The organism is Paracidovorax anthurii (assembly GCF_003269065.1).
GTDB lineage: Bacteria > Pseudomonadota > Gammaproteobacteria > Burkholderiales > Burkholderiaceae_C > Paracidovorax > Paracidovorax anthurii.
Genome location: NZ_QLTA01000021.1, coordinates 50,318 through 75,171 on the forward strand (window position 1 = coordinate 50,318; position 24,854 = coordinate 75,171).

The 24,854-nt window shown below is 68.1% G+C and carries 25 protein-coding genes; 11 read left to right on the forward strand and 14 right to left on the reverse strand.

Going from position 1 to position 24,854, the window contains the following annotated elements; translation table 11 throughout:
• Nucleotides 1-23 precede the first annotated feature (23 nt).
• Nucleotides 24-1,094 (reverse strand): integrase domain-containing protein, encoded by a 1,071-nt coding sequence (locus AX018_RS12100; protein WP_245951531.1) that lies wholly within the window; start codon nucleotides 1,092-1,094, stop codon nucleotides 24-26.
• Between the two features lie 1,261 nt (nucleotides 1,095-2,355).
• Between AX018_RS12100 and AX018_RS12105 the strand changes: the two genes are divergently transcribed.
• The 4 genes from AX018_RS12105 to AX018_RS12120 are packed head-to-tail and all read left to right on the forward strand — an operon-like array spanning nucleotide 2,356 to nucleotide 4,661.
• Nucleotides 2,356-3,387, forward strand: a complete 1,032-nt coding sequence (locus AX018_RS12105) for a PRTRC system protein D (protein WP_111877538.1) — start codon at nucleotides 2,356-2,358, stop codon at nucleotides 3,385-3,387.
• The gene (locus AX018_RS12110) at nucleotides 3,384-3,662 is read left to right on the forward strand and encodes a hypothetical protein (protein WP_111877539.1); all 279 of its coding nucleotides are present in this window, start codon (nucleotides 3,384-3,386) and stop codon (nucleotides 3,660-3,662) included. Before AX018_RS12105 ends, AX018_RS12110 begins: the two co-directional genes overlap by 4 nt.
• A gap of 40 nt (nucleotides 3,663-3,702) precedes the next feature.
• Nucleotides 3,703-4,116 carry a CFI-box-CTERM domain-containing protein gene (locus AX018_RS12115; protein WP_245951532.1) on the forward strand — a complete coding sequence of 138 codons (414 nt, stop codon included), beginning with the start codon at nucleotides 3,703-3,705 and terminating at the stop codon, nucleotides 4,114-4,116.
• Complete coding sequence (locus tag AX018_RS12120) at nucleotides 4,113-4,661, forward strand: PD-(D/E)XK nuclease family protein (protein WP_111877569.1); 549 nt, start codon at nucleotides 4,113-4,115, stop codon at nucleotides 4,659-4,661. The genes AX018_RS12115 and AX018_RS12120 overlap by 4 nt, the downstream gene beginning before the upstream one ends.
• 21 nt (nucleotides 4,662-4,682) lie before the next feature.
• Here AX018_RS12120 and AX018_RS12125 read toward each other — a convergent pair whose 3' ends face one another.
• Nucleotides 4,683-6,035 (reverse strand): tyrosine-type recombinase/integrase, encoded by a 1,353-nt coding sequence (locus tag AX018_RS12125; RefSeq protein WP_111877541.1) that lies wholly within the window; start codon nucleotides 6,033-6,035, stop codon nucleotides 4,683-4,685.
• 200 nt (nucleotides 6,036-6,235) lie between these two features.
• Complete coding sequence (locus AX018_RS12130) at nucleotides 6,236-7,147, reverse strand: YicC/YloC family endoribonuclease (protein ID WP_211322420.1); 912 nt, start codon at nucleotides 7,145-7,147, stop codon at nucleotides 6,236-6,238.
• A gap of 86 nt (nucleotides 7,148-7,233) precedes the next feature.
• On the opposite strand from AX018_RS12130, the gene AX018_RS12135 reads away from it, so the two are divergent.
• The 5 genes from AX018_RS12135 (at nucleotide 7,234) to hemW (ending at nucleotide 11,987) form a co-directional block, all read left to right on the forward strand.
• Nucleotides 7,234-8,253: a serine/threonine protein kinase gene (locus AX018_RS12135; RefSeq protein ID WP_111877543.1), complete on the forward strand. Its 1,020-nt coding sequence runs from the start codon at nucleotides 7,234-7,236 to the stop codon at nucleotides 8,251-8,253.
• Entirely contained in the window at nucleotides 8,250-9,164 is a 915-nt protein-coding gene (locus AX018_RS12140; protein WP_111877544.1) for a PP2C family protein-serine/threonine phosphatase, read from the forward strand. Before AX018_RS12135 ends, AX018_RS12140 begins: the two co-directional genes overlap by 4 nt.
• Before the next feature lie 115 nt (nucleotides 9,165-9,279).
• Nucleotides 9,280-10,026, forward strand: a complete 747-nt coding sequence (rph, locus tag AX018_RS12145; protein ID WP_111877545.1) for a ribonuclease PH — start codon at nucleotides 9,280-9,282, stop codon at nucleotides 10,024-10,026.
• A 45-nt stretch (nucleotides 10,027-10,071) separates the two neighbouring features.
• Nucleotides 10,072-10,671: an RdgB/HAM1 family non-canonical purine NTP pyrophosphatase gene (rdgB, locus tag AX018_RS12150; protein ID WP_111877546.1), complete on the forward strand. Its 600-nt coding sequence runs from the start codon at nucleotides 10,072-10,074 to the stop codon at nucleotides 10,669-10,671.
• A 62-nt stretch (nucleotides 10,672-10,733) separates the two neighbouring features.
• Nucleotides 10,734-11,987: a radical SAM family heme chaperone HemW gene (gene hemW, locus AX018_RS12155; protein ID WP_111877547.1), complete on the forward strand. Its 1,254-nt coding sequence runs from the start codon at nucleotides 10,734-10,736 to the stop codon at nucleotides 11,985-11,987.
• 23 nt (nucleotides 11,988-12,010) lie between these two features.
• Here the strand turns inward: hemW and AX018_RS12160 are convergent, their stop codons facing one another.
• The 5 genes from AX018_RS12160 to AX018_RS12180 all read right to left on the reverse strand — a co-directional run bounded on the left by AX018_RS12160 (nucleotide 12,011) and on the right by AX018_RS12180 (nucleotide 17,436).
• Nucleotides 12,011-12,349 (reverse strand): I78 family peptidase inhibitor, encoded by a 339-nt coding sequence (locus tag AX018_RS12160; protein ID WP_111877548.1) that lies wholly within the window; start codon nucleotides 12,347-12,349, stop codon nucleotides 12,011-12,013.
• Between the two features lie 172 nt (nucleotides 12,350-12,521).
• Nucleotides 12,522-13,907 carry an SPOR domain-containing protein gene (locus AX018_RS12165; RefSeq protein ID WP_111877549.1) on the reverse strand — a complete coding sequence of 462 codons (1,386 nt, stop codon included), beginning with the start codon at nucleotides 13,905-13,907 and terminating at the stop codon, nucleotides 12,522-12,524.
• Nucleotides 13,908-13,961: 54 nt separating this feature from the next.
• Nucleotides 13,962-15,239 carry an SAM-dependent methyltransferase gene (locus AX018_RS12170; RefSeq protein WP_111877550.1) on the reverse strand — a complete coding sequence of 426 codons (1,278 nt, stop codon included), beginning with the start codon at nucleotides 15,237-15,239 and terminating at the stop codon, nucleotides 13,962-13,964.
• Complete coding sequence (locus tag AX018_RS12175) at nucleotides 15,236-16,039, reverse strand: DUF1365 domain-containing protein (RefSeq protein ID WP_245951533.1); 804 nt, start codon at nucleotides 16,037-16,039, stop codon at nucleotides 15,236-15,238. The genes AX018_RS12170 and AX018_RS12175 overlap by 4 nt, the downstream gene beginning before the upstream one ends.
• Before the next feature lie 8 nt (nucleotides 16,040-16,047).
• A complete protein-coding gene (locus AX018_RS12180) occupies nucleotides 16,048-17,436 on the reverse strand; it encodes an NAD(P)/FAD-dependent oxidoreductase (RefSeq protein ID WP_111877552.1) in 1,389 nt (462 codons plus the stop codon).
• 57 nt (nucleotides 17,437-17,493) lie between these two features.
• Here AX018_RS12180 and AX018_RS12185 point away from each other — a divergent pair, with 57 nt between their 5' ends.
• Together AX018_RS12185 and AX018_RS12190 are read left to right on the forward strand one after the other, a co-directional pair.
• The gene (locus AX018_RS12185) at nucleotides 17,494-18,198 is read left to right on the forward strand and encodes a sigma-70 family RNA polymerase sigma factor (RefSeq protein ID WP_245951534.1); all 705 of its coding nucleotides are present in this window, start codon (nucleotides 17,494-17,496) and stop codon (nucleotides 18,196-18,198) included.
• Nucleotides 18,195-18,866 (forward strand): ChrR family anti-sigma-E factor, encoded by a 672-nt coding sequence (locus tag AX018_RS12190; protein WP_111877554.1) that lies wholly within the window; start codon nucleotides 18,195-18,197, stop codon nucleotides 18,864-18,866. The genes AX018_RS12185 and AX018_RS12190 overlap by 4 nt, the downstream gene beginning before the upstream one ends.
• A 45-nt stretch (nucleotides 18,867-18,911) precedes the next feature.
• Here the strand turns inward: AX018_RS12190 and AX018_RS12195 are convergent, their stop codons facing one another.
• From AX018_RS12195 to AX018_RS12220, 6 genes are all read right to left on the reverse strand, one after another.
• Nucleotides 18,912-19,331 (reverse strand): DUF2177 family protein, encoded by a 420-nt coding sequence (locus AX018_RS12195; RefSeq protein WP_111877555.1) that lies wholly within the window; start codon nucleotides 19,329-19,331, stop codon nucleotides 18,912-18,914.
• Nucleotides 19,332-19,389: 58 nt separating this feature from the next.
• Nucleotides 19,390-20,040, reverse strand: a complete 651-nt coding sequence (locus AX018_RS12200; RefSeq protein WP_111877556.1) for a DUF6134 family protein — start codon at nucleotides 20,038-20,040, stop codon at nucleotides 19,390-19,392.
• Nucleotides 20,037-20,858 carry a DUF1295 domain-containing protein gene (locus AX018_RS12205; protein WP_111877557.1) on the reverse strand — a complete coding sequence of 274 codons (822 nt, stop codon included), beginning with the start codon at nucleotides 20,856-20,858 and terminating at the stop codon, nucleotides 20,037-20,039. The genes AX018_RS12200 and AX018_RS12205 overlap by 4 nt, the downstream gene beginning before the upstream one ends.
• A gap of 9 nt (nucleotides 20,859-20,867) precedes the next feature.
• Nucleotides 20,868-21,932, reverse strand: a complete 1,065-nt coding sequence (locus AX018_RS12210) for an SAM-dependent methyltransferase (protein ID WP_111877558.1) — start codon at nucleotides 21,930-21,932, stop codon at nucleotides 20,868-20,870.
• Nucleotides 21,933-22,053: 121 nt separating this feature from the next.
• On the reverse strand, nucleotides 22,054-23,688 hold the full coding sequence (locus tag AX018_RS12215) for a histidine kinase famiy protein (protein WP_111877559.1): 1,635 nt from the start codon (nucleotides 23,686-23,688) through the stop codon (nucleotides 22,054-22,056).
• Between the two features lie 144 nt (nucleotides 23,689-23,832).
• The gene (locus AX018_RS12220) at nucleotides 23,833-24,843 is read right to left on the reverse strand and encodes a cytochrome d ubiquinol oxidase subunit II (protein WP_111877560.1); all 1,011 of its coding nucleotides are present in this window, start codon (nucleotides 24,841-24,843) and stop codon (nucleotides 23,833-23,835) included.
• Nucleotides 24,844-24,854: the final 11 nt, after the last annotated feature.

The window sequence follows — 24,854 nt, forward strand, 5'->3', positions numbered from 1 at the left end:
AGTATTTTGCGTTGCTCTGCAATTCACGCAACCTGGCTCTGATTCGCCGACGGGGATGAGATGGCGCCGATGTACGCGGTGGAAGCTCTCATCCTCGAATGCCCGGCTCTCGCCGCGACGGCCAGTCGCGCTGCCCGGTCCAGCTCGGGAGCCACGGGTCCGCCGCCCCGCACGGGCGAGGGCACGCCCGTGATGTCCTCGTAGAGGTCGTTCACGTTGCCATGGCGCAGACCGTGCCCCGTGGTGCCCGCCAGCCGCTTGGTGATGCCGAACTTCTCGAACGCGTAGTCGAGTCGGCGCAGGTTGCGCTTCAGGCTCAGCGCCGGGTCGCCCATGTGGGCATCGCGGCTGGTGGCCAGTGAGCGCGCGAGCGCCACGGCATCGCGCTGCGCGTCCGTCTCAATGGCCACCCAGCGCACGCGCCCCCCCTTGCCCTTGGTCCACACGTACTCGTCCGCCTTGCGCTGCTCGGCCGGCAGACCCGTCTGCTCGAAGGCCACGACGTGTTCGAACGGGCGGAACATGACCGACTCCTTTCGCCGCAGCGCCAGCACCTTCGCCAGACGCATTGATGCGGCGATGCGTGCGTCGTACTGCGCCACTTGGGCGAGGACATCTTCCACATCGATGCCATGTGCGCTCCAGCTCTTGTCATGCTGGGCGGCCTCGTGCCGCTGGTACTCCTCCAGGCTCAGCCCGTAGCGCTCTGGCGGGCGCACGAAGCCGGGCTTGTTCATCCAGGACGCGAGCCCGCGAAGGAAACTCAGGTAGGTCTGGATCGTGGCGGGCGCCAACTGCTCGCGCTGCCAGACCTGCACCATGGCATGCAGGTGCTTCTGGCCGAGGTTGCGTGGATCGGGCACGGTGCGGAAGCCGGCCTTGCCCTTGAGGTCAAGGAAGAAGCGCCGCAGGAAGCGGGCGCGTTCATGGCGGGTCTTGTGCGAGACCGTCTTCTCGCGCGCCGTATGCCGGGTGTTGAACAGCCCGATCAGGGTGTCCAGCACATGCATGGGATCGGCGCGGCCGGGCGGCAGGCGCGCGAGGATGTCCTGGGGAGATTTCCCGGCCCAGGCTTGGGGGCGCGGTGGATCCATGCCGCGAAGGCGTCCCGGGCTTACGGGATCGGCGGGCCGGCGTGAAGGTGTCGTCATCTTGCTCTCCATGTCAGGTTGGGCGCGCGGCATGCCGCCCGAACGGCACGCCGGCAGGAATCCAGGAAGGCCAGCCCCAGCGGCGGATTCCGTCATCCGCTGGAGTGGGTGGTCGAGCAGTCACGGCAGCACGCGCGACCACAGCGCGCGCCGCCGACCCAGGGGTTGCGCCAGCCACTCGCAGGTGCGCGGGCCAGCTCGGTCGGTCTTAAAAATGAAAACGTGTGATCCGGCTCCGTCCGTGCATTTCTGCAGCCACGGAGGCTTGTGACGCGCCACCGCCTCAAGGGCAGGCGGCTGCGTCGGCGACGAGATCGGGTCTCGCGCCCACTGGTGGATCAATCCTGGAATTCGCAGCGCCATCTGCGCGCATGGGTCCACCCCTGACCGAAAGTCCAGGGCGGTGTCGAGCATTTGAGCGGGGACCAGCGGGGAGCCAACGAGGGCAAGCACAACTGCTGGCGGCGTGAAACACGCGTGCTCGGGTGATGGCGGGATCGGGAGCCGGCATCGGGTGCCGGGTCGGGAGATTGGCGGCCTTGACGCGCTTCGGGGAGCGCCCAGCCACAGGCTGGCGAGGGTCGAAGGCACATGCACTGCGAAGGGAGACCTCGGGGCGGTCGCCTCGGGGGCGACGGCCACCCCGGTTCAGGACCGGGGCTTGAAGGGCAGGTAACGACTGCGACGCCTTTTGCTCCGCGATGGAGCGGGCCAGGGATGGCCCTCGGGAGTCTGTAGTGGATGACGAAAGGGACTTGCCAGTCAATGCGGGCATGGCAATGCGACGGCATGACTCCACGGTTGCCGATGGCGCTTGCCGGCACGGGACGGCGTGATAGGGGCGATTTAGTGTCCCGCTGGGCCGCGAAGCGAGGCTGCATGCGGGCTTGACAGGGAAAGTCTCTGCCTCTGGTCCGGCGCGGGGTGCTCAAGGCCGCAAGCAGGGGCGGGGGAGCCGGGGAGGGGCATCGCTCGCGGACGGGGTTGACGCGGGCTTCCTGGATGGGAGTCTGGTGACTCCCGAGAGATGCGCGACCGAAGCGGCGGGCAGCGGCGATCAATGCGGCGGCACTGGATAACACCTCCAGTGACTCTCCATTGAAGACCGATGCCGAAAGGAGGTCGATTCGGTGCGGATTGCGGGTGGCGCGGTCAGGTCGGCTTGCCGATGCTGATCGCCATTCTTCTTTACAGGAGCATCCCTATGGAAAAGATCGTCCGAGCGGTGGATGTCGGCTCCGGCAACACCAAACTCGTCACCGGCGTCGTGGGCGCCGACATTCGCTGCAGCAGCTTTCCGTCCGTGGCCTATCCGTCCAGCGGTGAGGCGACGCACTGGCCGGCGACCGAGCGGCGCAAGACCGCCTGCATTCCCGTCGGACCGCTGTACTACGAGGTGGGCCCCGATGTGGGCCTGGCCGCGGACACGTTCCGTGCCAAGCAACTGCATGACGACTACACCGACTCGCCCGAGTACATGGCGCTGCTGCGTGGCGCGCTGAACATGATGAAGCTGCCCCATATCGACCTGCTGATCGTGGGGCTGCCCGTGGCGCTGTTCAACCTCAAGAGGGCATCACTCGAGAAGGCGATGGTTGGCAGCCACCCGGTGGGCAACGGCCGGACCGTGACGGTCGCCAAGGCAATGGCGGTCGCCCAGCCTCAGGGAGCGTTGGTCCACTACGCGGCCGAGCACGAGAAGATGGCGACCATCGGCACCGAGCAGAGTCTGGTGATCGACCCCGGCTCGCGCACCTTCGACTGGCTGGTCACGCGCGGCATGCGCCTGGTGCAGAAGCAGTCGAGCTCGATCAACCGAGGCATGTCGGATGTTCTGCGGTTGCTGGCGGCCGAGATCTCCAAGGACATCGGCACGCCCTACCGCGACTACGACGCGATCGACCTGGCGCTGCGAACGGGCAAGGCGCCGGTGATCTTCCAGAAGTCCTACGACATGAAGAAGCACCTGCCGCTGGCCGAGAGCGTGGCGCAGCAGGCGGTGTCGACCATGCGGCAGTGGATCGAGACGCCCGAGAGCCTGCAGAACATCATCCTGGTGGGGGGCGGAGCCTTTCTGTTCAGGAAGGCCGTGAAAGCCGCTTTCCCGAAACACCGCATCCACGAGGTCAAGGAGCCGATGTTCGCCAACGTGCGCGGGTTTCAACTTGCCGGGCAGAACTACGCCGCCACCATGCCGGCCGCCATCCGCGATCGCGGGGCAGGGGAGGTTGCATGAGCGCACCCTCACAGGAAAAGCCCCAGCCGGTCCGGCTGGTGTTCAAACTGGAGCGCGCCGAGAACCCTCGGCTGTACGACGAGTTGGTGCAGTTTGCGCAAGGGGTCAAGCGGGTCAATCGGCTGCGCGTGCTCGCGTACGACGGACTGCTTGCCCAGCACGGGGTTTTCTCGCTGTCGGGGGCGACGTCTACGCTCACGACGGATCGCAGCGGTGCAACGGCAACGCCCTCCGCGGTGACCAACCAGGTCTTCGGGCCCGGATTGGTGGAGTGAGGCGGGTATGTCTCAGCAAAGAACACGTGGGTGCGGTGAGGTGACTGCCACCGAGCTGGCCGCGATGGGCTACTGCGAGAAGAAGGTGCAGCTTGCCCATTTGTACGGGCAGCGCACGACTCCCGAACAGCGCAAGGCTATGGCAAGGGGACGGCAGGCCCATCAGCGGTACTTCGAGCAGGGCGTTGCATCCGCCTCGGATCGCCGATGCTTCGTGGCCACCTTCGTCTTCGGCCCGGAAGCGGTGGAGACGCAAGTGCTTCGCACGTACCGCGATAGGGTGCTTCTGCACCGTCGCTGGGGGCGCTGGGTGGTGGCGGTGTACTACTGGGTGGGGCCGGCTGGCTGCTGGATCCTGGGCCGATCGCCAGCGCTTGCGAGGGGAGTGCGCTTGCTGCTGCGTATCGTGGTCGTCTGGTGCCGCATTCGGATCGACGCGGGGAGATGGACATGACCGCGGCCGTGGCGGTGGGGCTCGGGTGCCTCGTACTGGCGCTGCTGCTGGCGCGTGCCTGGTGGTTTCGACGGACCCTATCCGCCGAGCAACGCTCGAGACCGAAGGCGTTGGCTCAGGCCGAGTTGGTCTACATGGAGACGCTCTTTCGAATCCAGCAGCCCTTCCCACTGGTGGCCAAAGTGGATCGGGTGTATAGACTGCCCCGCGGTCCGCTGGTGCTGGTGGAACTGAAGGTCCGGCAACAGAATCGTCCGCATCTTTCCGATGTCGTTCAGCTTTCTGCGCAGAGGCTGGTGATCGCGATGGAGACCGGGGAAACAGTCGCGCCCTATGGTTTCGTTTCCATTCCGATTCCTGGTCGCCATGGGGTATTTCGTTCGCACCGAGTTGACCTGCTGAACTCAAGCGAGCTGGTCCGGCTGTATCGCCGGCGCGAGGAGGTGCTCGCCCTTCGGGTCCACCCCGGCTATGCGGCCTCGGAGGCCGCATGCCGTAGCTGCGCGTTGCGCTCAAAGTGTGATCGCTTCAACGACCGGACTTGAGGAACTGCGGCGCACCGTCGCTCATTCGTTGGCAGCCGCCCTGAGCGTCATTGCTTGGGGAAGGCGGGTCGGTGTGTAGAGGGGCGGTGCCGCTTCGTCTTCGTTGGCTCTGAGGGTTTCGTCGGGAAACTGCACAGCCTCTTCTCTGCTGATCGCCCCCAGCATCTCTGCCCACTGGCGTAGAGCCCTTTTTCGTTGTGCGAAGTAGTCGTGCTTGTCGTAGATCCCTTGCCGTCCAGGCAGTTTGTGGTTGAGGGCCCGCTCTGCGACAAATGGTTCCACGCCGAGGGCGCCAAGTTGCGTTCTGGCCGTTCGGCGCATGTCGTGGACGGTGAAGTGCTCCATGTCCTTCCTTGGCAACCGCTTGAGCGCGACGTTGAGGGTGTCGGGACTGATGTGTTCAAAACGGTTCTTCCGAGGCACCCCGTTTCTGACACGGATGAGTCGGCGCGCAGGAAACAGGTACTCGCTGCCGCATGCGATCGCAATCACTTGCCTGAGCCATTCAACCACTTGTTGCGACAGCGGGATTTCGATGTACGACTTGGTCTTCGTCCGATCTGCATCCAGCTTCCATACGCCTCTCTCGAGATCGAAGTCCACCACTTTGGCTGACAGCAGTTCCATCTTCCGCACGCACAGGGCCAGCAAAAGCCAGACTGCGAGCTCGTTGATGCGGCCGAAATTCGGTGTCTCACGCATGTCCCTGGCCAGTGCCATCAGATCTTCGTAGCTGAGCCAGCGCTCGCGAGGAAGCTCGGTGCCTCCGGCATCGGACAGGTCGAAGCCCGCAACAGGATTGGCATCGGTCCACCGCCGTTTGGCGGCGTAGTGAAACATGCGGAACAGGTAGCGCATCGCATCGTTGGCGACAGTCGGAGCGCCGCCTTCGACAATCTTGTTCAGGACCGCGTCGATGTGATGTGGGCGGACCTCGTCAATTGCGAGCTTGCCGATCACTGGGTAGATGTGGAGGCGTAGAACCCGTTCGACGACAACCGGGTTCTTAATCTTCTTGAGGATATGTCGTTCGTACCAGGTCTGCCCCAGGCCTCGAACATCCTCCATCTCAAGGGTCTTGAGCTTTTCCTGGCGCTTCTTTGCGCTGACGTCGACACCCTGTTGGATCAAGGCGCGGTCGCGGCGAGCAAGTTCCCTGGCTTCCTTGAGAGTGATGTCTGGATAGCGTCCCAAGACCTTCTCAGGTCGACGGCCTCCGATGCGGTAACGAAGGATCCAGGTCGCTTGCCCTTGGCGGGCGGAAGCCTCCTTCGCGAAAAAGATCAGCCCACCGCCGATCCCTTTGTCGACGGGCCCGGCGCTCAGCCAAGCTCGTAGCGTTCTATCCGAAACATTTTGTGTAAACCCAGTCATGGCGCGGCCTCCAGCAGTGTTTGGAGGGTTCGCGTTCCGGGTTTGGTCCGGAACTGGGGGGTTCGACCTCGAACCCGCCTAAAAACCCTCCAGAAAGCTTGCGCTTGTCTGGGACGCCGTGGCACGGCATGAAAGAGTTTTCTATTGAAAATCAACGACTTAGGGTGTCGTTTTGGGGTGGCATGAGCCCCCCCGAAACGTCACTCTATGTTCTGCACCTGCTCGCGCATCTGCTCGATCAGCACTTTCATGTCCACGCTGATGCGGGTGAGTTCCATGGCGGCGGACTTGGAGCCCAGGGTGTTGGCTTCCCTGTGCAGTTCCTGGATGAGGAAGTCGAGCCGCTTGCCGATGTCCCCGCCCTTCTTGAGGAGTCGTTCGATCTCGTCGAGATGGGAGTCGAGGCGCGTGATCTCTTCGGCCACGTCGATGCGGATGGCGAATGCCGTGGCTTCCGAGAGCGCGCGGTCCTGGGCGGCTTCTGGGATGGGCGCGCCTTCCGTCAGGGCCATGGCCTCTTTCCAGCGATCGAGGAAGCGCTGGCGCTGCTGTTCTACCAGTTGAGGCACCAGGGGAGTAGCTTGGCGGGCGAGGTCGCGGAGCTGGCGGAGGCGGTCCTGCAGCATGGCCGAGAGCCGCTTGCCCTCCCGCTCGCGCGCGGCCAGCAGTTCTTTCAGGGCGCGTTCGGCCAGTGCCTGCACGCCATCGGCCTCCCATCCGGCGGAGGCCGCGCCCGCCGCGGCGCAGAAGCGCAAGGCGTCGGCCACGGAGAGCGGCGCGGCGGAAGGCAGCCAGGCGCGCACCGCGTCCTGTGCGGAGTTGAGCCGCTGCAGCATGCGCGGGGAGGGCTCGGGCAGGGCGCCCTGCGCGTCGGACTCTATGGAGGCGCGCACTTCCACCTTGCCGCGTTTGAGGTGCTGTGTGACCAGTGCGCGCAGGGCCGGCTCCTGGCTGCGCAGTTCGTCCGGCAGGCGGAAGGCCAGGTCCAGGAAACGGCTGTTGACCGAGCGGATCTCGATGCCGAGCCGGGGGAGATGCGCACCGTTTTCCGCGTCGGCGGCGGAGGCTTCGAGCTGGGCGCTCGCGTAGCCGGTCATGCTGTAAACTGCCATCGGACTTTTTCGGTGATTGCTTGCGATCCGGCGATTATCCGGGTTCCTTTTCTCGACCAAGGCGCGCCCGAGTTTTCTTCGCAAATATGTCAAAAATCAAGCCGGCTCCCCTGCCGCCCGACACGATGATCGGCGGCTACCGCGTGGTACGCCGGTTGTCCGCGGGGGGCTTTGGCGTGGTGTACCTGGCCACGGACTCCGAGGGCCAGCAGGTCGCCATCAAGGAATACCTGCCGTCTTCATTGGCCACCCGCTCCCCGGGCGAACTGCTGCCCAAGGTGCCCCCCGAGAAGCTTTCGCTCTACCGGCTGGGGCTCAAGAGCTTCTTCGAGGAAGGCCGGGCGCTGGCGCAGATATCGCACGCCTCGGTGGTCAGCGTTCTCAATTTCTTCCGCGAGAACGAGACGGTCTACATGGTGATGAACTACCTGGAGGGCGCCACGCTGCAGGATTTCATCATCACCGCGCGCGATCTCAAGACGCAGAAGGTGTTCCGCGAGTCCACCATCCGGTCGCTCTTCGACGAGGTGCTGCGGGGCCTGCGCATCGTGCACCAGCACAAGATGCTGCACCTGGACATCAAGCCTGCGAACATCTTCATCACCGACGACAACAAGGCGGTGATGATCGATTTCGGCGCGGCGCGCGAGGTGCTGTCCAAGGAAGGCAATTTCATCCGCCCGATGTACACCCCCGGCTTCGCGGCCCCCGAGATGTACCGGCGGGATTCCTCGATGGGCCCGTGGACCGACATCTACGCCATCGGCGCGTGCATCTATGCCTGCATGCAGGGCTTTCCGCCCAACGAGGCGCCGCAGCGCGCGGAGAAGGACCGCCTCTCGCTGGCGCTGAGCAAGCTGCGGGGCGTGTATTCCGACAACCTGATCGAGGTGGTGGAATGGTGCATGGCGCTCGATCCGCTCTCGCGGCCGCAGTCGGTGTTCGCGCTCCAGAAGGAGCTCAGCCGCGAGGGCGAGCGCCGCTACACCAAGCTCTCGGTGGGCGAGAAGATGCGCCTGCAGCTCGACACGCTGGTCTCCGACACGAAGAAGAACGTGCAGAAGATGGGCGATGCAACGCGCCTGGGCGGAGCGAAGCCGAAATGAAATTTTCCGTCTTCCAGATCAGCCGCCGCGGCGGCCGCGAGATCAATGAGGACCGGATGGGCTACTGCTACACGCGCGAGTCCAGCCTGTTCCTGCTGGCCGACGGCATGGGAGGTCACCCGGAAGGTGAGGTGGCCGCGCAGATCGCGGTGCAGACGGTGTCGTCGGCCTACCAGCGCCAGGCCAAGCCCTTGCTGGAGGATGTGGAGGCCTTTCTGGCGGAGTCCCTGCTCGCGGCCCACCACCAGATCCTGCGGTACGCGAGCGACCGGGGCATGCTCGACACGCCCCGCACCACGCTCGTGGCGGCGGTGGTCCAGTCGGGCCGCGCGAGCTGGGTGCACTGCGGCGACTCGCGCCTGTACATGGTGCGGGCCGGCGAGCTGCTCACCCGTACGCGCGACCATTCCTATCTCGAACTGCGCAATGCGAGCCTGCCCAGCCTCGACCGCGTGAACCGCAACGTGCTCTTCACCTGCCTCGGCTCGCCGACCAAGCCCATCTACGACATCACGGGCCCCGTGGCGCTGGAGCAGGGCGATCGCATCCTGCTGTGCTCCGATGGGCTGTGGGGTGCGCTGGACGATGCGGCCATCGCGCGGCAACTGGGGCGCCTGCCGGTGGCGCAGGCCGTGCCGGAACTCGTCGAGGACGCGCTGCGCAAGGCGGGCGACAGCAGCGACAACGTCACCGTCGTGGCGATGGAGTGGGAGACGCCGGACACCTTCGAGTCCACGCAGGGTATCTCCACGCACCACATCGGCGACGACGGTTTCGCCTCCACCATCCAGGCCGAGCTGTTCGACGCGGCGCAGGGCGACGACCTGGACGATCTGGACGACGAGGCCATCGAGCGCTCGATCGCCGAGATCAACGAGGCCATCCGGCGTTCGGCGGCGCGCAAGTCCTAGTCCTGACTCCCGCAGGCTTTCTTCTCCACGCGGCGCGCCGCGCGCTGGCGTCATCCTGCCGGCGTGCCATGCAGGGCCCCGCCGCCTCTTTCAGTTTCCAACGATCCACCCAGCCATGACTCTCTCCGAGACGCCCCTTTCCTTCCAGCGCAGTGCCGGCCGCGCCGCGGATCAGCTGCGCCCGGTGCGCATCACGCGCCGCTACACCATGCACGCTGAGGGCGCCGTGCTGATCGAGTTCGGCCACACGAAGGTGCTGTGCACTGCCTCGGTGGAAGAGCGCGTGCCGCCCCACAAGCGGGGCAGCGGCGAGGGCTGGGTCACGGCCGAGTACGGCATGCTGCCGCGCGCGACCCACACGCGCAGCGATCGGGAGGCGGCGCGCGGCAAGCAGACCGGCCGTACGCAGGAGATCCAGCGGTTGATCGGCCGCAGCCTGCGCGCGGTGTTCGATCTCAAGGCGCTGGGTGAGCGCACGATCCAGCTCGACTGCGACGTGATCCAGGCCGACGGCGGCACGCGCACGGCGGCGATCACCGGGGCCTGGGTGGCGGCGCAGGATGCGGTGGCCGCGCTGCTGGCGGCGGGCAAGATCACCGCGTCGCCCATCACGGCGCCCCTGGCCGCGATCTCCGTGGGCATCGTGCAGGGCACGCCGCTGCTCGATCTGGAGTACACCGAGGATGCGCAGTGCGACACCGACATGAACGTCGTCATGACGGGCGCGGGCCATTTCGTGGAAGTGCAGGGAACGGCCGAGGGCGTGGCGTTCACGCGGCAGGAGATGGACCGCCTGCTGGAACTGGCCCAGAAGGGCGTGGCCGAACTGATCGCGCTGCAGCGGCATGCACTATCAAATTAATAGCAAACAACGTAGCAAACTCGTCGACATGGGAGCATTTTGGCCATGAAACTCGTCCTGGCATCCAATAACCGCGGCAAATTGGCCGAGTTGCAGGCCATGTTCGCCGGCCTGGGCGTGGAGCTGGTGAGGCAGGCGGATCTGGGCGTGGGCGAGGCCGAGGAGCCCTTCCACACCTTCGTCGAGAACGCTCTGGCCAAGGCGCGGTTCGCGTCGGGCCACACGGGCCTGCCTGCGCTGGCCGACGACGCCGGCCTGTGCGTGGACGCCTTCGGCGGGCTGCCGGGTGTGCAGACGGCCCACTACGCCACGCAGTTCGGCTACGAGAAGGGCGATGCCAGCAACGTGCACGCCCTGCTGGAGCAGATGGCGGGCGTGGAGATGCGCCGCGCGGCGATGGTCAGCACGCTGGTGGCCGTGCGCAGCCCCGAAGACCCGGAGCCGCTCATCGCCGTGGGCCGCGTGGTGGGCGAGATCACGCGCGAGCCGCGCGGCAGCCAGGGCTTCGGATTCGACCCCGTGATGCTCCTGCCCGAGTTCGGCAAGACCTTCGCCGAGCTGCCCGGGGAGGTGAAGAACACGTTCAGCCACCGGGGGCGCTCGGCCCGGCAGATGCTGGAGCTGATGCGCGAGCGCTGGCTCTGAGCGGCCCACCGCGCCCTCCGCTCCGGTTTTTCTGCCGACCCCTTCCATCCCCTGCTTGCACCGTGTCCATTCCCATCGTTCCCTCGGACGGCCCGGGCGCCGAGGCGTCTCCCGCGCCCTTGCGGGATGTCCTGCACTCGATGCGCCCCGGCGTGCTGAACCTCGGCAGTCCGCCGCCGCTGTCGCTGTACGTGCACCTGCCCTGGTGCCTGAAGAAGTGCCCCTACTGCGATTTCAACTCGCACGAGGCGCGCCGGGACACCGCCGGGGCGCTGCCCGAGGGGCGCTACCTGGATGCCCTGATGGCCGACCTGGAGTCGGCGCTGCCCCTCGTGTGGGGGCGCACCGTGCACAGCGTGTTCATCGGCGGCGGAACGCCCAGCCTGTTCTCGCCGGAGTCGATCGACCGGCTGATCGGCGGCGTGCGCGCGCGCCTGCGGCTGGAGGCCGATTGCGAGATCACGCTGGAGGCCAACCCGGGCACGTTCGAGAAAGACCGTTTCCGGGCCTACCGGGCCGCGGGGATCACGCGCCTGTCGGTGGGGGTGCAGAGCTTCGACGACCGCTTCCTCGCGGCCCTGGGCCGGGTGCACGATGGCGCCCAGGCGCTGGCCGCGGTGCAGGAGGCCGCGCAGGCCTTCGAGACGTTCAACCTCGACATCATGTATGCGCTGCCGGGCCAGACCCTGGCCGACCTGGAGTGCGACATGCGCACGGCGCTGTCGATGGCGCCGCCGCACATCTCGATCTACCACCTGACCATCGAGCCCAACACCTACTTCGCGAAGTACCCCCCGCGGGTGCCGGAGGACGACCAAGCCTACGCCATGCTGGACCGCATCACCGAGATGACGGGCGATGCGGGGCTGCTGCGCTACGAGATTTCCGCCTATGCGCGTGACGGGCACCCGTGCCTGCACAACACCAACTACTGGCAGTTCGGGGACTACCTGGGCATCGGGGCCGGGGCCCACGGCAAGCTCAGCTTCGCGCACCGCGTGGTGCGGCAGGCACGCTTCCGCGAACCGCAGCGCTACATGGAGCAGGCCCTGGCCGGCAACGCCGTGGCCCAGGACCACGAGGTGCGGCGGGCGGATCTGCCGTTCGAGTTCATGCTCAATGCACTGCGGCTGCGCGAGGGGTTCGCGCTGCAGGATTTCGCGGACCGCACCGGGCTGCCCCTGAGCGCGATCCGGGCGCCGCTGGAGGAGGCCGAGCGCAAGGGCTTGATCGTGCGGGACATGGCGCGCGTGCGGCCCACCGAGCGCGGTTTCGATTTCCTGAGCGATCTGCAGGAGCTGTTTCTCTCCGACTGACGGGCCGGCACGGGGGGCGACGGTCAGCCGCAGCGGGCGCCGGTGATGCGGCCGGTGGGGTCGATGTCGAGGTTCAGGCGCTGGGCGTCGTATTCCTGGGTGACCAGTTGCCCCGGCCTCACCACGCGTGCCATGTGCGCGCCGGCCCGCACACGGGCGTCCTCCACTACCTTCGCGGTGCTGTTCTGCCCGATGAGCGCCTGCGCCGGCTGGGCGTTGCAGGTGCCGCCCACGGGTGCGCCGGTGGAGGACACGGCGGGAACTGGTGGCGCACTGCTGCCCCAGGGCATGTTCGCCGTGCTGCAACCGCTGGCCAGAAGGGCGATGGCGGTGAATCCGAGGGCGCTGGCAAAAAATCGCATGGGCTGAAACTCCGTGGCCGAAAGGCAAAAGTGCAAAAGCAAAGGGCGCAAAACCGGCATGCCCTCCTCGGGCCGCCGTTGCCCGGCACCTTAGCGCGGCCGGGGCGACCTCGCCGTCACCAGCGGTAACACGGAGCCTGCCGCGCCTTTAATGGCGGGACGCGCCAGCGCATCAGGGGCGCTGCGAGGACGCCGCCGATGTCTCCAGCCCCAGGGCCCGGATGCGGGCGGCCGCGGCATTCGCTTGCGAGGCGGTGCTGAAGGGGCCCGCGCGCACGCGGATCAGCTCGCGTCCATCGGCGGCCGTCACCGGCTGCGTGGTGGCGGCAACGCCGGCGCCGCGCAGCATGGCGTGGGCGCGCTGTGCATTGGCGGGCTCGGCGAACAGCCCGACGTTGATGTAGAGCTTGCGGGTGGCGGTGCCCGCGTCTTGCGCGGAAGACCCCGGGGACTGCGATGGAGCCGGTGCCGGCGGGCTGGCGGATGCTGCCTGGCGTGGGGTGGCGGCACTGGTCGCCGAGGACGCTGGCCGGGGCACCGTGGCCGAAGAGGCGGGCCGGGAGGCCGCGCCTGGCGCCGCGGCCGCCACGGACGCGCTGGATGCTGCCGTGGCCGGAGGGCGGGCGGCGCTGGCCGTGCTGGCTGCACGGCCGGGCGCTGTTGCCGTGGGCAGGGAGGCTGCCGGCCCGGCGGCGGACGCGGCCGATGCCCGGGGGGCGGATGCGGGGGGAGCGACGAGCGGGCCTGGAGCTGCCACGCTCGACATGGCGGGTGCTGGCGCACTGGCCGCCACCGGCGCTGGAGGGGCGCTCGCGGCCGTGCTGGAGGCCGGCGCGGCGGCGCTGCTGCTGCCGGCCATCCGCTCCTCCGGGGCCTGTGCCGGGGCCTGCGGGCCGGAGGCCGATGGCGCCGCCATAGGGGCGGACGCGGCGGCCGGTGCCGGTGGTGCCGTGGCGGGTGCGGCCGGAGCCGGGCCTGGGCCCTGCGGCGCTGTGCCGGATGGGAAGAAGGTGAAAAGCGCGATCGCCAGCAGGGCCAGCCCTGCATTGATGGCCACGATCCAGGTGAGCCGCCGCGAGGTCGCGGCCTGCCGCTCCAGCAGCGTCTGGGCCTGGGCCAGCGTGGCGGAGGAGGAGACGGCCTTGGTGATCCGCTTGCGGATCTCGCCGTGGGCGATGGCGTCTCCGTAGAGGCCCGGTATCACGGTGGCGGCCAGCAGCAGCGCCAGGCCCAGGCCGCCTAGCACGGGCAGGGGCCAATGAGGGACATAGCGGCCCACGGCCACCCCGAGCAGCGCGATGCCTTCCAGCGCCGCCACGTACACGAGCGCGGCGCCCCACAGCTGCCGGAAGACCATCCAGTTGAGCGTGCACAGCGCCGCCGCCCAGTTCCAGCCGGGCAGTGTGCGGCCCGCGAGGTCGAAGCGCTCGAAGGCCGGGAGATAGTGGGCCGCACCGATCGGCCCCAGGGCCGCGCGGTACAGCGCGCCCATGGTGCTGTCGTCGGAGCGCCGGGGTGTGGAGGCGGCAGTCACCGCATAGGCCGAAGTGGCGGACATGGCCTGGATTCTGGCATGCGCGGCGTTCCGCGCGGCATGGCGCGGCCTTGCCTGCTATGCCCGGGGCGCGCCATGCACCAGCGTGTAGAGGCCCACGTCGATCCGGCCCGTGCGGAAGCCGGCCTCGCAGTAGCAGAGGTAGTACTCCCACAGCCGGCGGAACGGCGCATCGAAGCCCAGCGGCTCGATGGCGGGCCAGGCGCGCAGGAAGCGGTGCCGCCACTCCGCCAGTGTGGCCGCGTAGCTCGGGCCGAAGGTTTCGCGGGCCTGGATCGTGAGGCCCGCGTGCGCTGCCTGGTCGGCCAGGGTCGAGGGCGAGGGCAGCATGCCGCCCGGGAAGATATGCCGCTGGATGAAGTCCGTGCCGGCGCGGTAGCGCTCGAAGTGGCTGTCGGCGATGGTGATCACCTGGATCACGGCGCGCCCGCCCGGGCGCAGGCGCTCGCGCAGCGTGTCGAAGTAGGTGGGCCAGTAGCGCTCACCGACCGCTTCGAGCATCTCGATCGAGACGATGTGGTCGAACGTGCCCTCCACGTCGCGGTAATCCTGCAGGCGCAGGTCCACCAGCGGGGTGAGCGCCTCCTGCTCCATGCGCTGCCGGGCGAAGCGCAGTTGCTCTGCCGAGAGGGTCAGGCCGGTCACCCGCGCGCCGCTCTGCCCGGCGAGCGCGGAGGCGAGCGCGCCCCAGCCGCATCCGATCTCCAGCACATGCTCGTCCGCGTTCGGGGCGAGGCATTTGATGATGCGCGCGAGCTTGGCGGATTGCGCCTGCTCCAGCGTTTCGGCGCCCGTGCGGTAGATGGCGCTGGAGTAGAGCATCGACGGGTCCAGCCATTGGGCATAGAAGTCGTTGCCCATGTCGTAGTGGAAAGCGATGTTGCGCCGACTGCCGCTGCGGGTGTTGGCGCGCCGCAGGTGGAACAGCCGGCGGGCCCAGCGGACCGGCCCGCCGGCATCGATGGCGCTGCTCCAGTGGGCTTCGTTGCGGATGCCGGACTCCAGCAGCGCGACCAGGTCGGGGCTGGACCATTCGCCCCGACGGTAGCCTTCGGCCAGACCCAGGTCGCCCCCCACCAGCATCCGCCAGAGCGGGCGCCACGAATGCAGCACCAGGGTGGCCTGCGGGCCAGGGCTGGCGCCGCTACCGGTCATCTGGCGCCCGCAGGGGAGCTCGACCACCAGCGAGCCGCACGCCATCGTGTCCAGCAGGCGCTGCAGCACCCGCTCCAGCGGGCGGTGTATCCACTGGCGCGTGGCTTTGCGCGCTCGCGGGATCGGGAGGGGCTCCCCGGGCGGCAGCCGGTTTGCGGGCGATGGGGTGGAAGGTGTCATGGGTCCTCGGCGCGGATGATGGTGACGGCATGGGCGGGCGCGGGCGGCTTGGCGTGCACGCGCACGCCCTTGAGCCACAGGCGCAGCGCCTCCCAGTGGATGGCTCCCACGACCTTCAGGGTCAGCAGGGGATGGGTGAAGAAGGTTCTCGCAAGGGCGCCGTCCGTCAGCGCCTGGGGACGCAGCCGCCACGAGGCCGAGAGCACGGGGCCTTCGGTGTCGTCGGCGCTCACGCCGACCGCCAGCGCATCGCCGGGCTCCTGGGGTAGCCGCAGGTCGAAGCCGTAGCGCAGGGCCAGCGGCAGGAACGGCGAGACGTGGAACGCCTTGTCGCAGCCGTGCCGCTGCCGCGGATCGCCGGCCTGCTGCGCTGGCACCGCGAAGAGATAGCTGTGCCGTTCCCCGAAGGTGTTGTTGACCTCGTAGAGCACGGCCTGCAGCCCCCCGCCAGCCCGGTGGCAGAAGTACACCGTGAGCGGGTTGAAGGCATAGCCCAGGATGCGGGGCATGGTGAGCATCTGGATGGGGCCGCGGGGGGCGTCGATGCCGGCCGTGGCGAGTTGCCGCTCCACGTGCGCGCGCAGCGGCTCGCCGGTGCCCGGGCCGTAATCCCGCTCGCGCAGGCTGAAGAGGTTGAAGCGGTTGAGCGAGAACAGACGCAGCCTGCGTGCCAGGGCCGGCAGCTCGTCCACGTCCAGCAGCAGGGCGTACACGCGGTACCGCAGGCGATGGCGCGCCGGGCGCATCCGCTGGTGCACCACATCGCCGGTGCAGAGGGCGCCGGGGCCCGGGAGTGCCATCGCGGGCCTCATGCGGCAACCCCGGACCGGGCGGAGGGAGGGCAGTGGATGCGGCCGGATTCGTTGGCCACGGTCCAGGGGCGGCGCACGCCACCCAGGGCCTCGGCCACCGCCAGCCCGGCCTGCAGGCCGTCTTCGTGGAAGCCGGAGCCGAAGTAGGCGCCGCAGAACCACGTGCGCTGGCGGCCCTGCAGCGTCCAGAGCGACCGCTGCGCGCGCAGCGCGTCGGCATTGAAGACCGGATGCTCGTACCCCTGGGTGCTCACCACGTGCCGCGGGTGGGGCTCATGGAGCGGGTTCAGGGTCAGGAAGAGGGGCAGGCTGTCCGGCAGGTGCTGCAGGCGGTTCATCCAGTAGGTGACGCTCAGTGCCTCGGCCTGTCCGCGTTCGCTGGAATAGTTCCAGCTGGACCAGACGGCGCGCCGGTTCGGCATGAGTGCGGGATCGCTGTGCAGCACCGCGCGGTTGCGGCTGTAGCCGAACGCGCCCAGCCAGCGCGACTCGTACGCAGTGGCATCGGGCAGCAGCTTCAGGGCCTGGTCCGCGTGGGTGGCGATGACGACCTGGTCGTAGCGGCGCGATTCGAGGGCGTCCGCCGTGCGGACGTACACGCCGTCGTCCGTGCGCCGCAACTCCACCGCCGGGCGCTCCAGCAGCATGGCGCCGGGGCCGAGGGCGGCGACGATCTTCTCCACGTAGCGGCGGCTGCCGCCTTGCACCGTGCGCCAGGCCGGGCGGTTGCCCAGGTCCAGCAGTTGATGGTTCTCGCAGAACCGCACGAACGACTCCGTGGGGTACTGGCCGATCTGCGCGGCGGGCGTGGACCAGATGGCGGCGGCCATCGGATAGAGGTGGTCTTCGCGGAAGGCGCGGCCGAAGCCGTGCCGGTCCAGGTAGTCGTCCAGGGGCATCAGCCCTACCCGGGCCGCGTCGCGGGGCGCCTGCCGGTAGAAGCGCACGAGATCCTTCAGCATGGACCAGAAGCGCGGCCGCAGCAGATTGGCACGCTGGGCGAACAGGCCGCCCAGTCCCGAGCCCGAGTATTCGAGGGCGCCGCCGTCCAGGCTGACCGCGAAGGACATGTCGGTCGGCACCGTCTCCACGCCCAGGTGCGCGAAGAGCGCGGTGAGATTGGGGTAGGCCGGCTCGTTGTAGACGATGAAGCCCGTATCGACCGCAGTGGCTCCCGCCGGGGAGGGAACGTCCACGGTATGGCTGTGGCCGCCGGGGCGGGCCTCGGCCTCGTACACGGTGACGCGGTGGCGCTGCGCCAGCAGCCAGGCGGCGGACAGGCCGGAGATGCCGCTGCCGATCACCGCGATGTGCAGCGGGGCCTGGCCTGGAGCCGCGCCCGCCGGACTGCCGCCGGGTGTGGACTGGGTGGTGGTCATTCTCATGGTGTTCCCGAATGCATGGCCGCTATACGTACCTGCCCGGCCGTTGGATTCCGTCGCATGGAGCGTGATCTAATCCGCCCATCGCTGCGTATCGGCAGCACCATGACCCTCGTCCGCCAGCCCCTGGCAGAGTTCCGCGCACCGCGGAGCACCCTGCCTCCCTATCTGTCGATCGTGACGCAGTATTACACCTTGGGAGCGAATCCCTCGCGGGATGAATGCATGGCGTTGATGCGCGCGGTGGCCGAGCAGGGCGATCGGCAGGCCTTCGCGGCGTTGTTCAAGCATTTCGCGCCCCGCGTCAAGGCCTACCTGATGCGGCTGGGAACGGCCGAAGGCCTCGCGGAGGATCTGGCCCAGGAGGCCATGGTCACCATGTGGCGCAAGGCTTCCACCTTCGATCCCGCGCACGCCGGCGTCTCCACCTGGGTGTTCACGATCGCGAGGAACCTGCGCATCGATCACTTGCGCCGCAAGGGCAATCAGCCATCGGATTGCGGCGACGAAGAGGAACTGTTGATGGAAGACACGGCCCCGGGCCCGGAAGCCTGCATGGAGACGGCGCGGCGGGAGGGCGATCTGCGCCGTGCGCTGCAGTCGCTGGCGCCCGAGCAGATCCAGGTTCTGCGCCTGTCTTTTTTCGATGAGCAGCCCCATGGACGGATCGCCGAGGAGCTCGGCATCCCCCTGGGAACCGTGAAATCCCGCGTGCGCCTTGCCGTGAGTCACCTGCGCCGCCTGCTCGGCCAGCATGCGCCATGACGATTCGCCACCATCCTGGAGACGAAGTCCTGCTGGAACTGGCGGCGGGGCGCTTGGCGGCGGGGCCCGCGCTGCTGGTGTCCACCCATGTGGAAATGTGTCCGCGGTGCCAGGAGCGGCTGCGCACGCTGGAGATGCTGGGCGGCGCCTTCATGGAAGGCCTGGAGCCCGAGCCGCTGCGCCCGCAGGCCCTGGCATGCGTGCTGGCAGCCATCGATGCATTGCCCGGCAGGGGCGCGCCAGTGGACTCGCCTTCCTTCACCGCTTCGCGCACCAGGCCTGCATGGCCCGCAGGCGTGCCGTGGCCCCGTGCGCTGGATGCCTGCCGCCTGGCTCCCTGGAAATGGATCGGCCCGGGCATGTACTGGAGCCGGGTCGTGCTGCCGGCGGACCCTTCCGCCAACGTGTTCCTGCTCCGTATCGGCCCGGGCAAGCGGCTCCCGATGCACACCCACAGCGGTTTCGAATGGACGCAGGTGCTGCATGGTGCGTTCCACGATGGGCGCGAAGGCTTCGGGCCGGGGGATTTCGATGGGGCTGGCAGCGATGTCCACCACCAGCCGGTCGTGCAGGCCGATGGGGAATGCATCTGCCTGGCCGCCGTTGAAGGCCGTGTCGTCTTCGATGGCGCGGTGGCCCGCCTGTTCGGTGCCCTGGTGGGCATGTAGGGTCCGGGCCCGCCGCGCCGGCGCGCGATACGGTCCGCGGCGGGTCTAGTGGCTGGCGCCGGGCAACCAGCGCAGGACCACCGCCGAGGCGATCGCGGAGGCCACGCCGGTGGCGAACGTGCCCCAGGCCATGTCGATCGCGGTGACGTGCCAGGGCCAATCGCGCAGGACCGCCTGGTTGGTGAGGCCGAAGGTGGCATAGGCCAGCAGGCCCAGCGCGGCCCCCAGGCCCAGTGCGTGCGGCCAGCTTTGCTTCTCCAGGCCGGGGACCACCGCGAAGAACACCATGCCGCCCACGTACAGCAGATAGAACAGCAGGGCGGGGCCTGGCGAAAAGCCTTCCCGCATCAGGTGGCCGATGCCCGGGCGGTAGAGCCGCTCCGCCATGGTGGTGAGCCAGAGGGCGTCCAGCACGAGGAAGGCGATGGCGGTGGCGATGTAGGCGATGGCGTAGGTGCGGACCATGGGATCGCTTTCGGTTGCGTGGGCATGTGGCTTGGGTTGCGGGAGGGACGCCGCGGCGTCAGGGCAGGCGGTAGCGGAGCTGGCGGCCGCCACGCACGGTGGAGTCGAGGCCGACCCATTCTCCGCTGCCCGTGGCGTACCACACGTCGATGGGGTGTTTGGGGCCTTCGATGCGCCAGCGCACCGCGGCCACGGCCTGCCCACGCACCGTCAATGTGTCTTCCTGCTGGCGCGATATCCGTACGGGTTCGAGCTTGCCGGTCTGCGGATCGAGGAGTTCGCGGGAGTCCAGGATGGCCGGGTTCCAGTAGGCGAAGCTGCGCGTGCATGCCGTGCCCGCGCCGCCCGGCATGAATTCCTGCTGCACCGCGCCGGGCTGGCCGTCGTCATCGGTGTCGGACGTGATCTTCACGAGGCAGTCGCCGCGCCAGAGCTCCCGGGCCTCGTGCCGATAGCGGTACAGCGCAATCCCCATCACGCGCACCGTGAACCGTGCCGTGCTCTCGACGCTGCGCTCCCCGGACTCCTGTGTGGCAAGGCGGAAGCGATGCTCTCCGATGGGCCGATCGTCCAGGGTGACGGAGAAATTCCAGATGCCCTCCGCGGGGCCGAGCGCGTGGGCCGGCGAACCCGCCAGCGCCAGGCCGGCGAGCAGCGCGCAGGCCATGGCATGGTGCGCACGGCCGGTGGCCCCGGGGCGCGGCGTCATGGCTGCCTCTCCTTGCGCGGCGGCCACGGCACGAAGGCGCTGGTGCGCATCTGGTAGTCGCGGTAGGCGGGGCGGCGCTGGGCGAGGTCTTTCTCCAGCAGCGTGACGCCGGAGACCCGCAGGAGCAGCACCGTCATGAGCAGGGGAGAGACGACGCTCCAGCCCGCGCTCCATCCCGCCGTGCCCATCGCGGCTCCCCAGAGGCCCCACCAGACGCAGGCCTCGCCGAAATAGTTGGGATGCCTCGTGTAGCGCCAAAGCCCCTGGTCCATGACACGCCCTTCGTGCGCCCCTTTGCGCTTGAACCGGGCCATCTGCGCATCCCCGACGGCCTCGAAGACGAGGCCGAACGCCGCCAGGGCCAGGCCGGGCAGTGCCTTCCATGGCGGTTCAGTGCCCGGGGACAGCAGCGCCGCGAGCAGTGGCGCCGAAACGATCCATGCCAGCAGGGCCTGCAGCCCGAAAACGAAAACCAGGCTCTTGATGTCGAAATGGGGCTGGTTGCGCTCCCGGATCGCCTGGTAACGGCGGTCTTCACCGTGGCCCCAGTTGCGGAGGGTGATGAAAACTCCGAGCCGAAGGGCCCAGAGGATCGACAGGCCCAGAATCCACGGCGCCGCGCCGCCGCTGTGCCAGGGAGGAAGCCACAGCGTGTAGGCCAGGCCCGCACCCGCGACGAGGGCGGACCACATCCGGTCCACCAGGCTCGCATCGCGGCGCACCAGGCTGGCCACCCACGTGAGGACGGCCGCACCCATGGTCCAGGCCAGTCCGCCCAATGCGGCGTCCCAGGCCTGCGGCGAGAGGAAAAGGCCCATGTGGCGGCCTCACGCCTTGGGGGCGCCCGCGGACTTGCCCCGCTTCTCGAACAGGTAGTGGCTGACCCACCACTGCTGTCCTCCACCGTAGGCAAAGAGCTCTTCCACCGCCAGGAAGAAAAGGCGCCAGCGTGCCCACCAGGTGCCGGCTTCGGGGCCATACACCTGGACGAAGAGCGGCCTGAGGGCCTCCTCGTACGCGTCCATGTTGTCCAGCCAGGCCCGGGCGGTTTTTGCGTAGTGCGTTCCTTCCCAGCGCCAGCGGCGCAGCACGCGCAGGTCGTCCTGGCAGTGGAGGGCCAGATCATCGCTGGGCATCATGCCGCCCGAGAAGAAATGCTGGCTCATCCAGTCGCTGGCATCCCGCACGACGAAGGGGTAGGGGGCCTCGCGGTGGGCGAACACGTGCATGAAAAAGCGCCCCTCCTCCGCCAGCCAGCGCGCGACGTGTGAAAACGCCTTGGGCCAGTTGCGCAGGTGCTCGAACATCTCCACCGACACGATGCGGTCGAAGCGCAGGGGGGTGTCGAACACGTTGAAATCGCAGGTGATGACGCGCACGTTGTGCAGCCCGCGCAGCAGCGCCTGCGCTTCGATGAATTCGCGCTGGGAGTGGGAGTTGGAAACCGCCGTGATCTGGCTCGACGGGTAGTGCGAGGCCATCCAGAGGGTGAGGGAGCCCCAGCCGCACCCCAGCTCCAGGATCTGCTGGCCATTTTGCAGATCCGCGTGCTCGCAGGTCTGTACGAGCGCGGCTTCTTCGGCCTGCTCCAGCGTGTGCACGCCGTCGGGCCACAGGCAACTGCTGTACTTGCGGTGCGGGCCCAGGACCGCGCCGAAGAACTCGGCAGGAATCTCGTAATGCTGCTCGTTGGCCTTTTCAGGCACCAGTGCGAGCGGCGCCGTGCGGATGCGTTCCAGGAAGGCCTGCGTCTGCTCCGCGGCGGCGGCGCTGTCTCCGCTGTGCAGCTCCAGGAGGCGGTCTTTCAGCAGGCGCCGGATGCCGTGGCGCACGAAGCGGTCGGGAAGCAGGCCTTGTTCGATCCAGCGGATGGCGGTGGTGGCTTGAGGCATGCGCGCTACTCCTGTGGGATGGCATGCCGGCAGGGCATGCCTTTCAGGTGTCTGTACGCGGCAGCGCCGCGTTTGGATTGCAGGAGCACGGCATCCGGGCAAGTATTGCCACGCTGCCGCGTCAGGTCTTGGTGCCGGTCGCGCCGTCGAGCACCATGCGCACGCGCCGCGCGAGATCGGCGAGCCGGTAGGGCTTCTTGAGAATCTCGAACTCGCTGGGGGCGACATTGGCCAGGCTGCCCATGTCGCGGTCGAAGCCCGTGGTCATCAGGACATGGATGCCCGCGACCGTCTTGCGCATCTCGCGTGCGAGTTCATAGCCGTTGAGGCCTCCGGGCATGACCACGTCGGTGAACAGCAGATGCGGAAGGGCATTGCCGTCCAGCGAGCGCACCAGCTTGAGCGCCGCGTGGGCGCTGTGTGCCACGTGGACGGTATAGCCGAGCCCTTCGAGCATGGCCTGTGCCAGATCGGCCACTTCCACGCGGTCGTCCACCACCAGCACCGTCTCGGTGCCGCCCCGGACATTGGGCGCCAGCGATTCCGCCAGCTCCGGGTGCGCGCGGGTGCGAACCGCCGGGAAATACATCCGTACCGTGGTGCCCACGCCCACCTCCGACTGGATGGAGACGGCACCGCCCGATTGCTTGGCGAAGCCATAGACCATGGAAAGCCCGAGCCCCGTGCCCTTGCCTTCCTCCTTGGTCGTGAAGAAGGGGTCCATGACCCTCGGCACCATGTCGGCGGGGATGCCCGTGCCCGTGTCGGTCACGGACAAGGTGGCGTAGGGACCCGGCGGCAGGCCGGAGAGTTCGTCGCCATCCTGCGCATGAAGATCGATGCCTTGTGTCCCGACCTGGATGCGCCCCCCGTCGGGCATGGCGTCCCGGGAGTTCAGCAGCAGGTTCAGCACGGCGACTTCCAGCTGGGTGGTGTCCAGTTCGCAGTTGGGGACATCGTCGCCCAGCGCGTAATCGATATGGATGGCGTCCCCGAGGGTGCGCTCGGCCAGCGTCGCCATGCCGCGCGCGAGTGCGTTGAGATTCACCACGCGCCCCTGGAGCTTCTGCTTGCGGGAAAACGCCAGCAACTGCTGCGTGAGGGTCGAGGCCCGGCTGACCGCATTGCGGATGCTTTCGATCGAGCGGTCGATGTCTTGCGGGCCCAGGCGGTTGTTGCGGTTCTTCACGCGCATCACGTCGAGATGGCCGGACATCACCTGCAGCAGGTTGTTGAAATCGTGCGAGATGCCCCCCGTGAGCTGGCCCAGGGCCTCCATCTTCTGCGCCTGGGACAGGGCCTCTTCGGCGTCGCGCCGCCGGCTCACGTCCAGCTGCGACGCGAAAAAATACACCAGTTCTCCGCGGCGGTTGTAGACGGGCGAGATGAACAGCGCATTCCAGAAAGAGGAACCGTCCTTGCGGTAGTTGAGCAGTTCGAGGGATATCTCACGCCGCTGCTCCACGGCCTCGCGCACGGCGGCGACCGTGTTGCGGTCGGTGCCGGGGCCCTGCAGGAAGCGGCAGTTGTGGCCCAGGATCTCCTGGAGGTGGTAGCCCGTCATCGCCACGAAGGCTCGGTTGCAGAAGACGATGGGGTTGTCGGGCTGGCGCGGATCGGTCACCAGCATAGGCATGCGGGTCGTTTCGATGGCCGCGAAGAAGATGTCGTCCTTGTGCTCGGAGACCTCGCTGGGAGCGCCCTCCGCGACATAGGTGCGCGCGGGGCCTGGAACGGGTGGCTTTTCGCTGCTCATCGTGGCAAATGCTAGGACAACCGGGCCGACGTGCGGTCTCCTTTCCGCAGGCTCGTCGTGTAGGAGCAGGCCCCGCGCGGGCCATGCCCCCGGACGTGCGGCATGAAGATACCCGGGGCGCGACGGCGCCGCGGGCCCCTGCCGTCAAAGGCCATAGGTCAAGGTGCGCGCCTTGCCCCAGAAGACCCGGTACATGAAGACCGTGTATGCCACGATGACCGGCAGCGTGATGCCCACCCCTATCGCCACCACCTCCAGGGATTCCGGTGCGCTGGCGGCCTGCCACACGGTGAGCCGATCGATGACCACGAAGGGGTAGAGGCTGTAGGCCAGGCCGAAGAAAGCCAGCACGAAGATGGAGGCCGTGCCCCCGAAGACGAGCCAGCCATACCCGGCGTCCACGATGCGCGGGTGCTTCAGGACGTGCCGGATGCCGAGGAACGCGGCCACGCCCGCCAGCGGGATGGGCAGCAGCACGAAGAGCTGGGGCAGTGCGAACCACTTTTCGAACACGGTAGGGCTCACCAGGGGCGTGGCGATGGAGATGCCTGCGAGCGCCAGCCCCATGGGCCAGAGCGCGGCACGTCCCCAGGCAATGGCCTTGCGCTGCAAGGCCCCCTCGGTTTTCATGATCAGCCATCCGGCGCCCAGGAGGGCGTAGGCCGCCGGCAGTGTGAGCGCGATGCCTGCTGCGAAGAAAGTGGGCAGGGCACCCTGCCGAAGGCCGGTCACATAGGCGCCCAGCATCCACCCCTGCGCGAGGGTGGCGATCAGGGAGCCCGCTGCGAAGGCGCGGTTCCAGGCCGCCTTGTGGGCATCCCGCGCCTTCACGCGGAAATCGAAGGCCACGCCGCGCAGGATGATCCCGAGCAGCATGACCGTGGCCGGCCCATACAGCGCCGAGAGCACCACGCCGTGCGCCATGGGAAAGCAGACGAGCAGCACGCCGATGCCCAGCACCAGCCAGGTTTCGTTGGCATCCCAGAAGGGCCCGATGCTCGACACCATCACATCCTTCTCGGCATCGGTGGCGAAGGGCAGCAGCATGCCGACGCCGAGGTCATAGCCGTCCAGGACGACGTAGGCCAGCAGCGCGATGCCCATCACGGCCATGAAGGCCAGCGGGAGGACATGCGCGAGGGTGTTTGTTTCCATGGGGGGACTCC

Excerpts from the sequence above, each read along its gene's own strand:
- AX018_RS12100 (WP_245951531.1), bottom strand. The coding sequence starts at position 1,094 with ATGGATCCACCGCGCCCCCAAGCCTGGGCCGGGAAATCTCCCCAGGAC.
- AX018_RS12105 (WP_111877538.1), top strand. The coding sequence starts at position 2,356 with ATGGAAAAGATCGTCCGAGCGGTGGATGTCGGCTCCGGCAACACCAAA.
- AX018_RS12110 (WP_111877539.1), top strand. The coding sequence starts at position 3,384 with ATGAGCGCACCCTCACAGGAAAAGCCCCAGCCGGTCCGGCTGGTGTTC.
- AX018_RS12120 (WP_111877569.1), top strand. The coding sequence starts at position 4,113 with ATGACCGCGGCCGTGGCGGTGGGGCTCGGGTGCCTCGTACTGGCGCTG.
- AX018_RS12125 (WP_111877541.1), bottom strand. The coding sequence starts at position 6,035 with ATGACTGGGTTTACACAAAATGTTTCGGATAGAACGCTACGAGCTTGG.
- AX018_RS12130 (WP_211322420.1), bottom strand. The coding sequence starts at position 7,147 with ATGGCAGTTTACAGCATGACCGGCTACGCGAGCGCCCAGCTCGAAGCC.
- AX018_RS12135 (WP_111877543.1), top strand. The coding sequence starts at position 7,234 with ATGTCAAAAATCAAGCCGGCTCCCCTGCCGCCCGACACGATGATCGGC.
- AX018_RS12140 (WP_111877544.1), top strand. The coding sequence starts at position 8,250 with ATGAAATTTTCCGTCTTCCAGATCAGCCGCCGCGGCGGCCGCGAGATC.
- rph (WP_111877545.1), top strand. The coding sequence starts at position 9,280 with ATGACTCTCTCCGAGACGCCCCTTTCCTTCCAGCGCAGTGCCGGCCGC.
- rdgB (WP_111877546.1), top strand. The coding sequence starts at position 10,072 with ATGAAACTCGTCCTGGCATCCAATAACCGCGGCAAATTGGCCGAGTTG.
- AX018_RS12160 (WP_111877548.1), bottom strand. The coding sequence starts at position 12,349 with ATGCGATTTTTTGCCAGCGCCCTCGGATTCACCGCCATCGCCCTTCTG.
- AX018_RS12165 (WP_111877549.1), bottom strand. The coding sequence starts at position 13,907 with ATGTCCGCCACTTCGGCCTATGCGGTGACTGCCGCCTCCACACCCCGG.
- AX018_RS12170 (WP_111877550.1), bottom strand. The coding sequence starts at position 15,239 with ATGACACCTTCCACCCCATCGCCCGCAAACCGGCTGCCGCCCGGGGAG.
- AX018_RS12175 (WP_245951533.1), bottom strand. The coding sequence starts at position 16,039 with ATGGCACTCCCGGGCCCCGGCGCCCTCTGCACCGGCGATGTGGTGCAC.
- AX018_RS12180 (WP_111877552.1), bottom strand. The coding sequence starts at position 17,436 with ATGAGAATGACCACCACCCAGTCCACACCCGGCGGCAGTCCGGCGGGC.
- AX018_RS12185 (WP_245951534.1), top strand. The coding sequence starts at position 17,494 with ATGGAGCGTGATCTAATCCGCCCATCGCTGCGTATCGGCAGCACCATG.
- AX018_RS12190 (WP_111877554.1), top strand. The coding sequence starts at position 18,195 with ATGACGATTCGCCACCATCCTGGAGACGAAGTCCTGCTGGAACTGGCG.
- AX018_RS12195 (WP_111877555.1), bottom strand. The coding sequence starts at position 19,331 with ATGGTCCGCACCTACGCCATCGCCTACATCGCCACCGCCATCGCCTTC.
- AX018_RS12200 (WP_111877556.1), bottom strand. The coding sequence starts at position 20,040 with ATGACGCCGCGCCCCGGGGCCACCGGCCGTGCGCACCATGCCATGGCC.
- AX018_RS12205 (WP_111877557.1), bottom strand. The coding sequence starts at position 20,858 with ATGGGCCTTTTCCTCTCGCCGCAGGCCTGGGACGCCGCATTGGGCGGA.
- AX018_RS12210 (WP_111877558.1), bottom strand. The coding sequence starts at position 21,932 with ATGCCTCAAGCCACCACCGCCATCCGCTGGATCGAACAAGGCCTGCTT.
- AX018_RS12215 (WP_111877559.1), bottom strand. The coding sequence starts at position 23,688 with ATGAGCAGCGAAAAGCCACCCGTTCCAGGCCCCGCGCGCACCTATGTC.
- AX018_RS12220 (WP_111877560.1), bottom strand. The coding sequence starts at position 24,843 with ATGGAAACAAACACCCTCGCGCATGTCCTCCCGCTGGCCTTCATGGCC.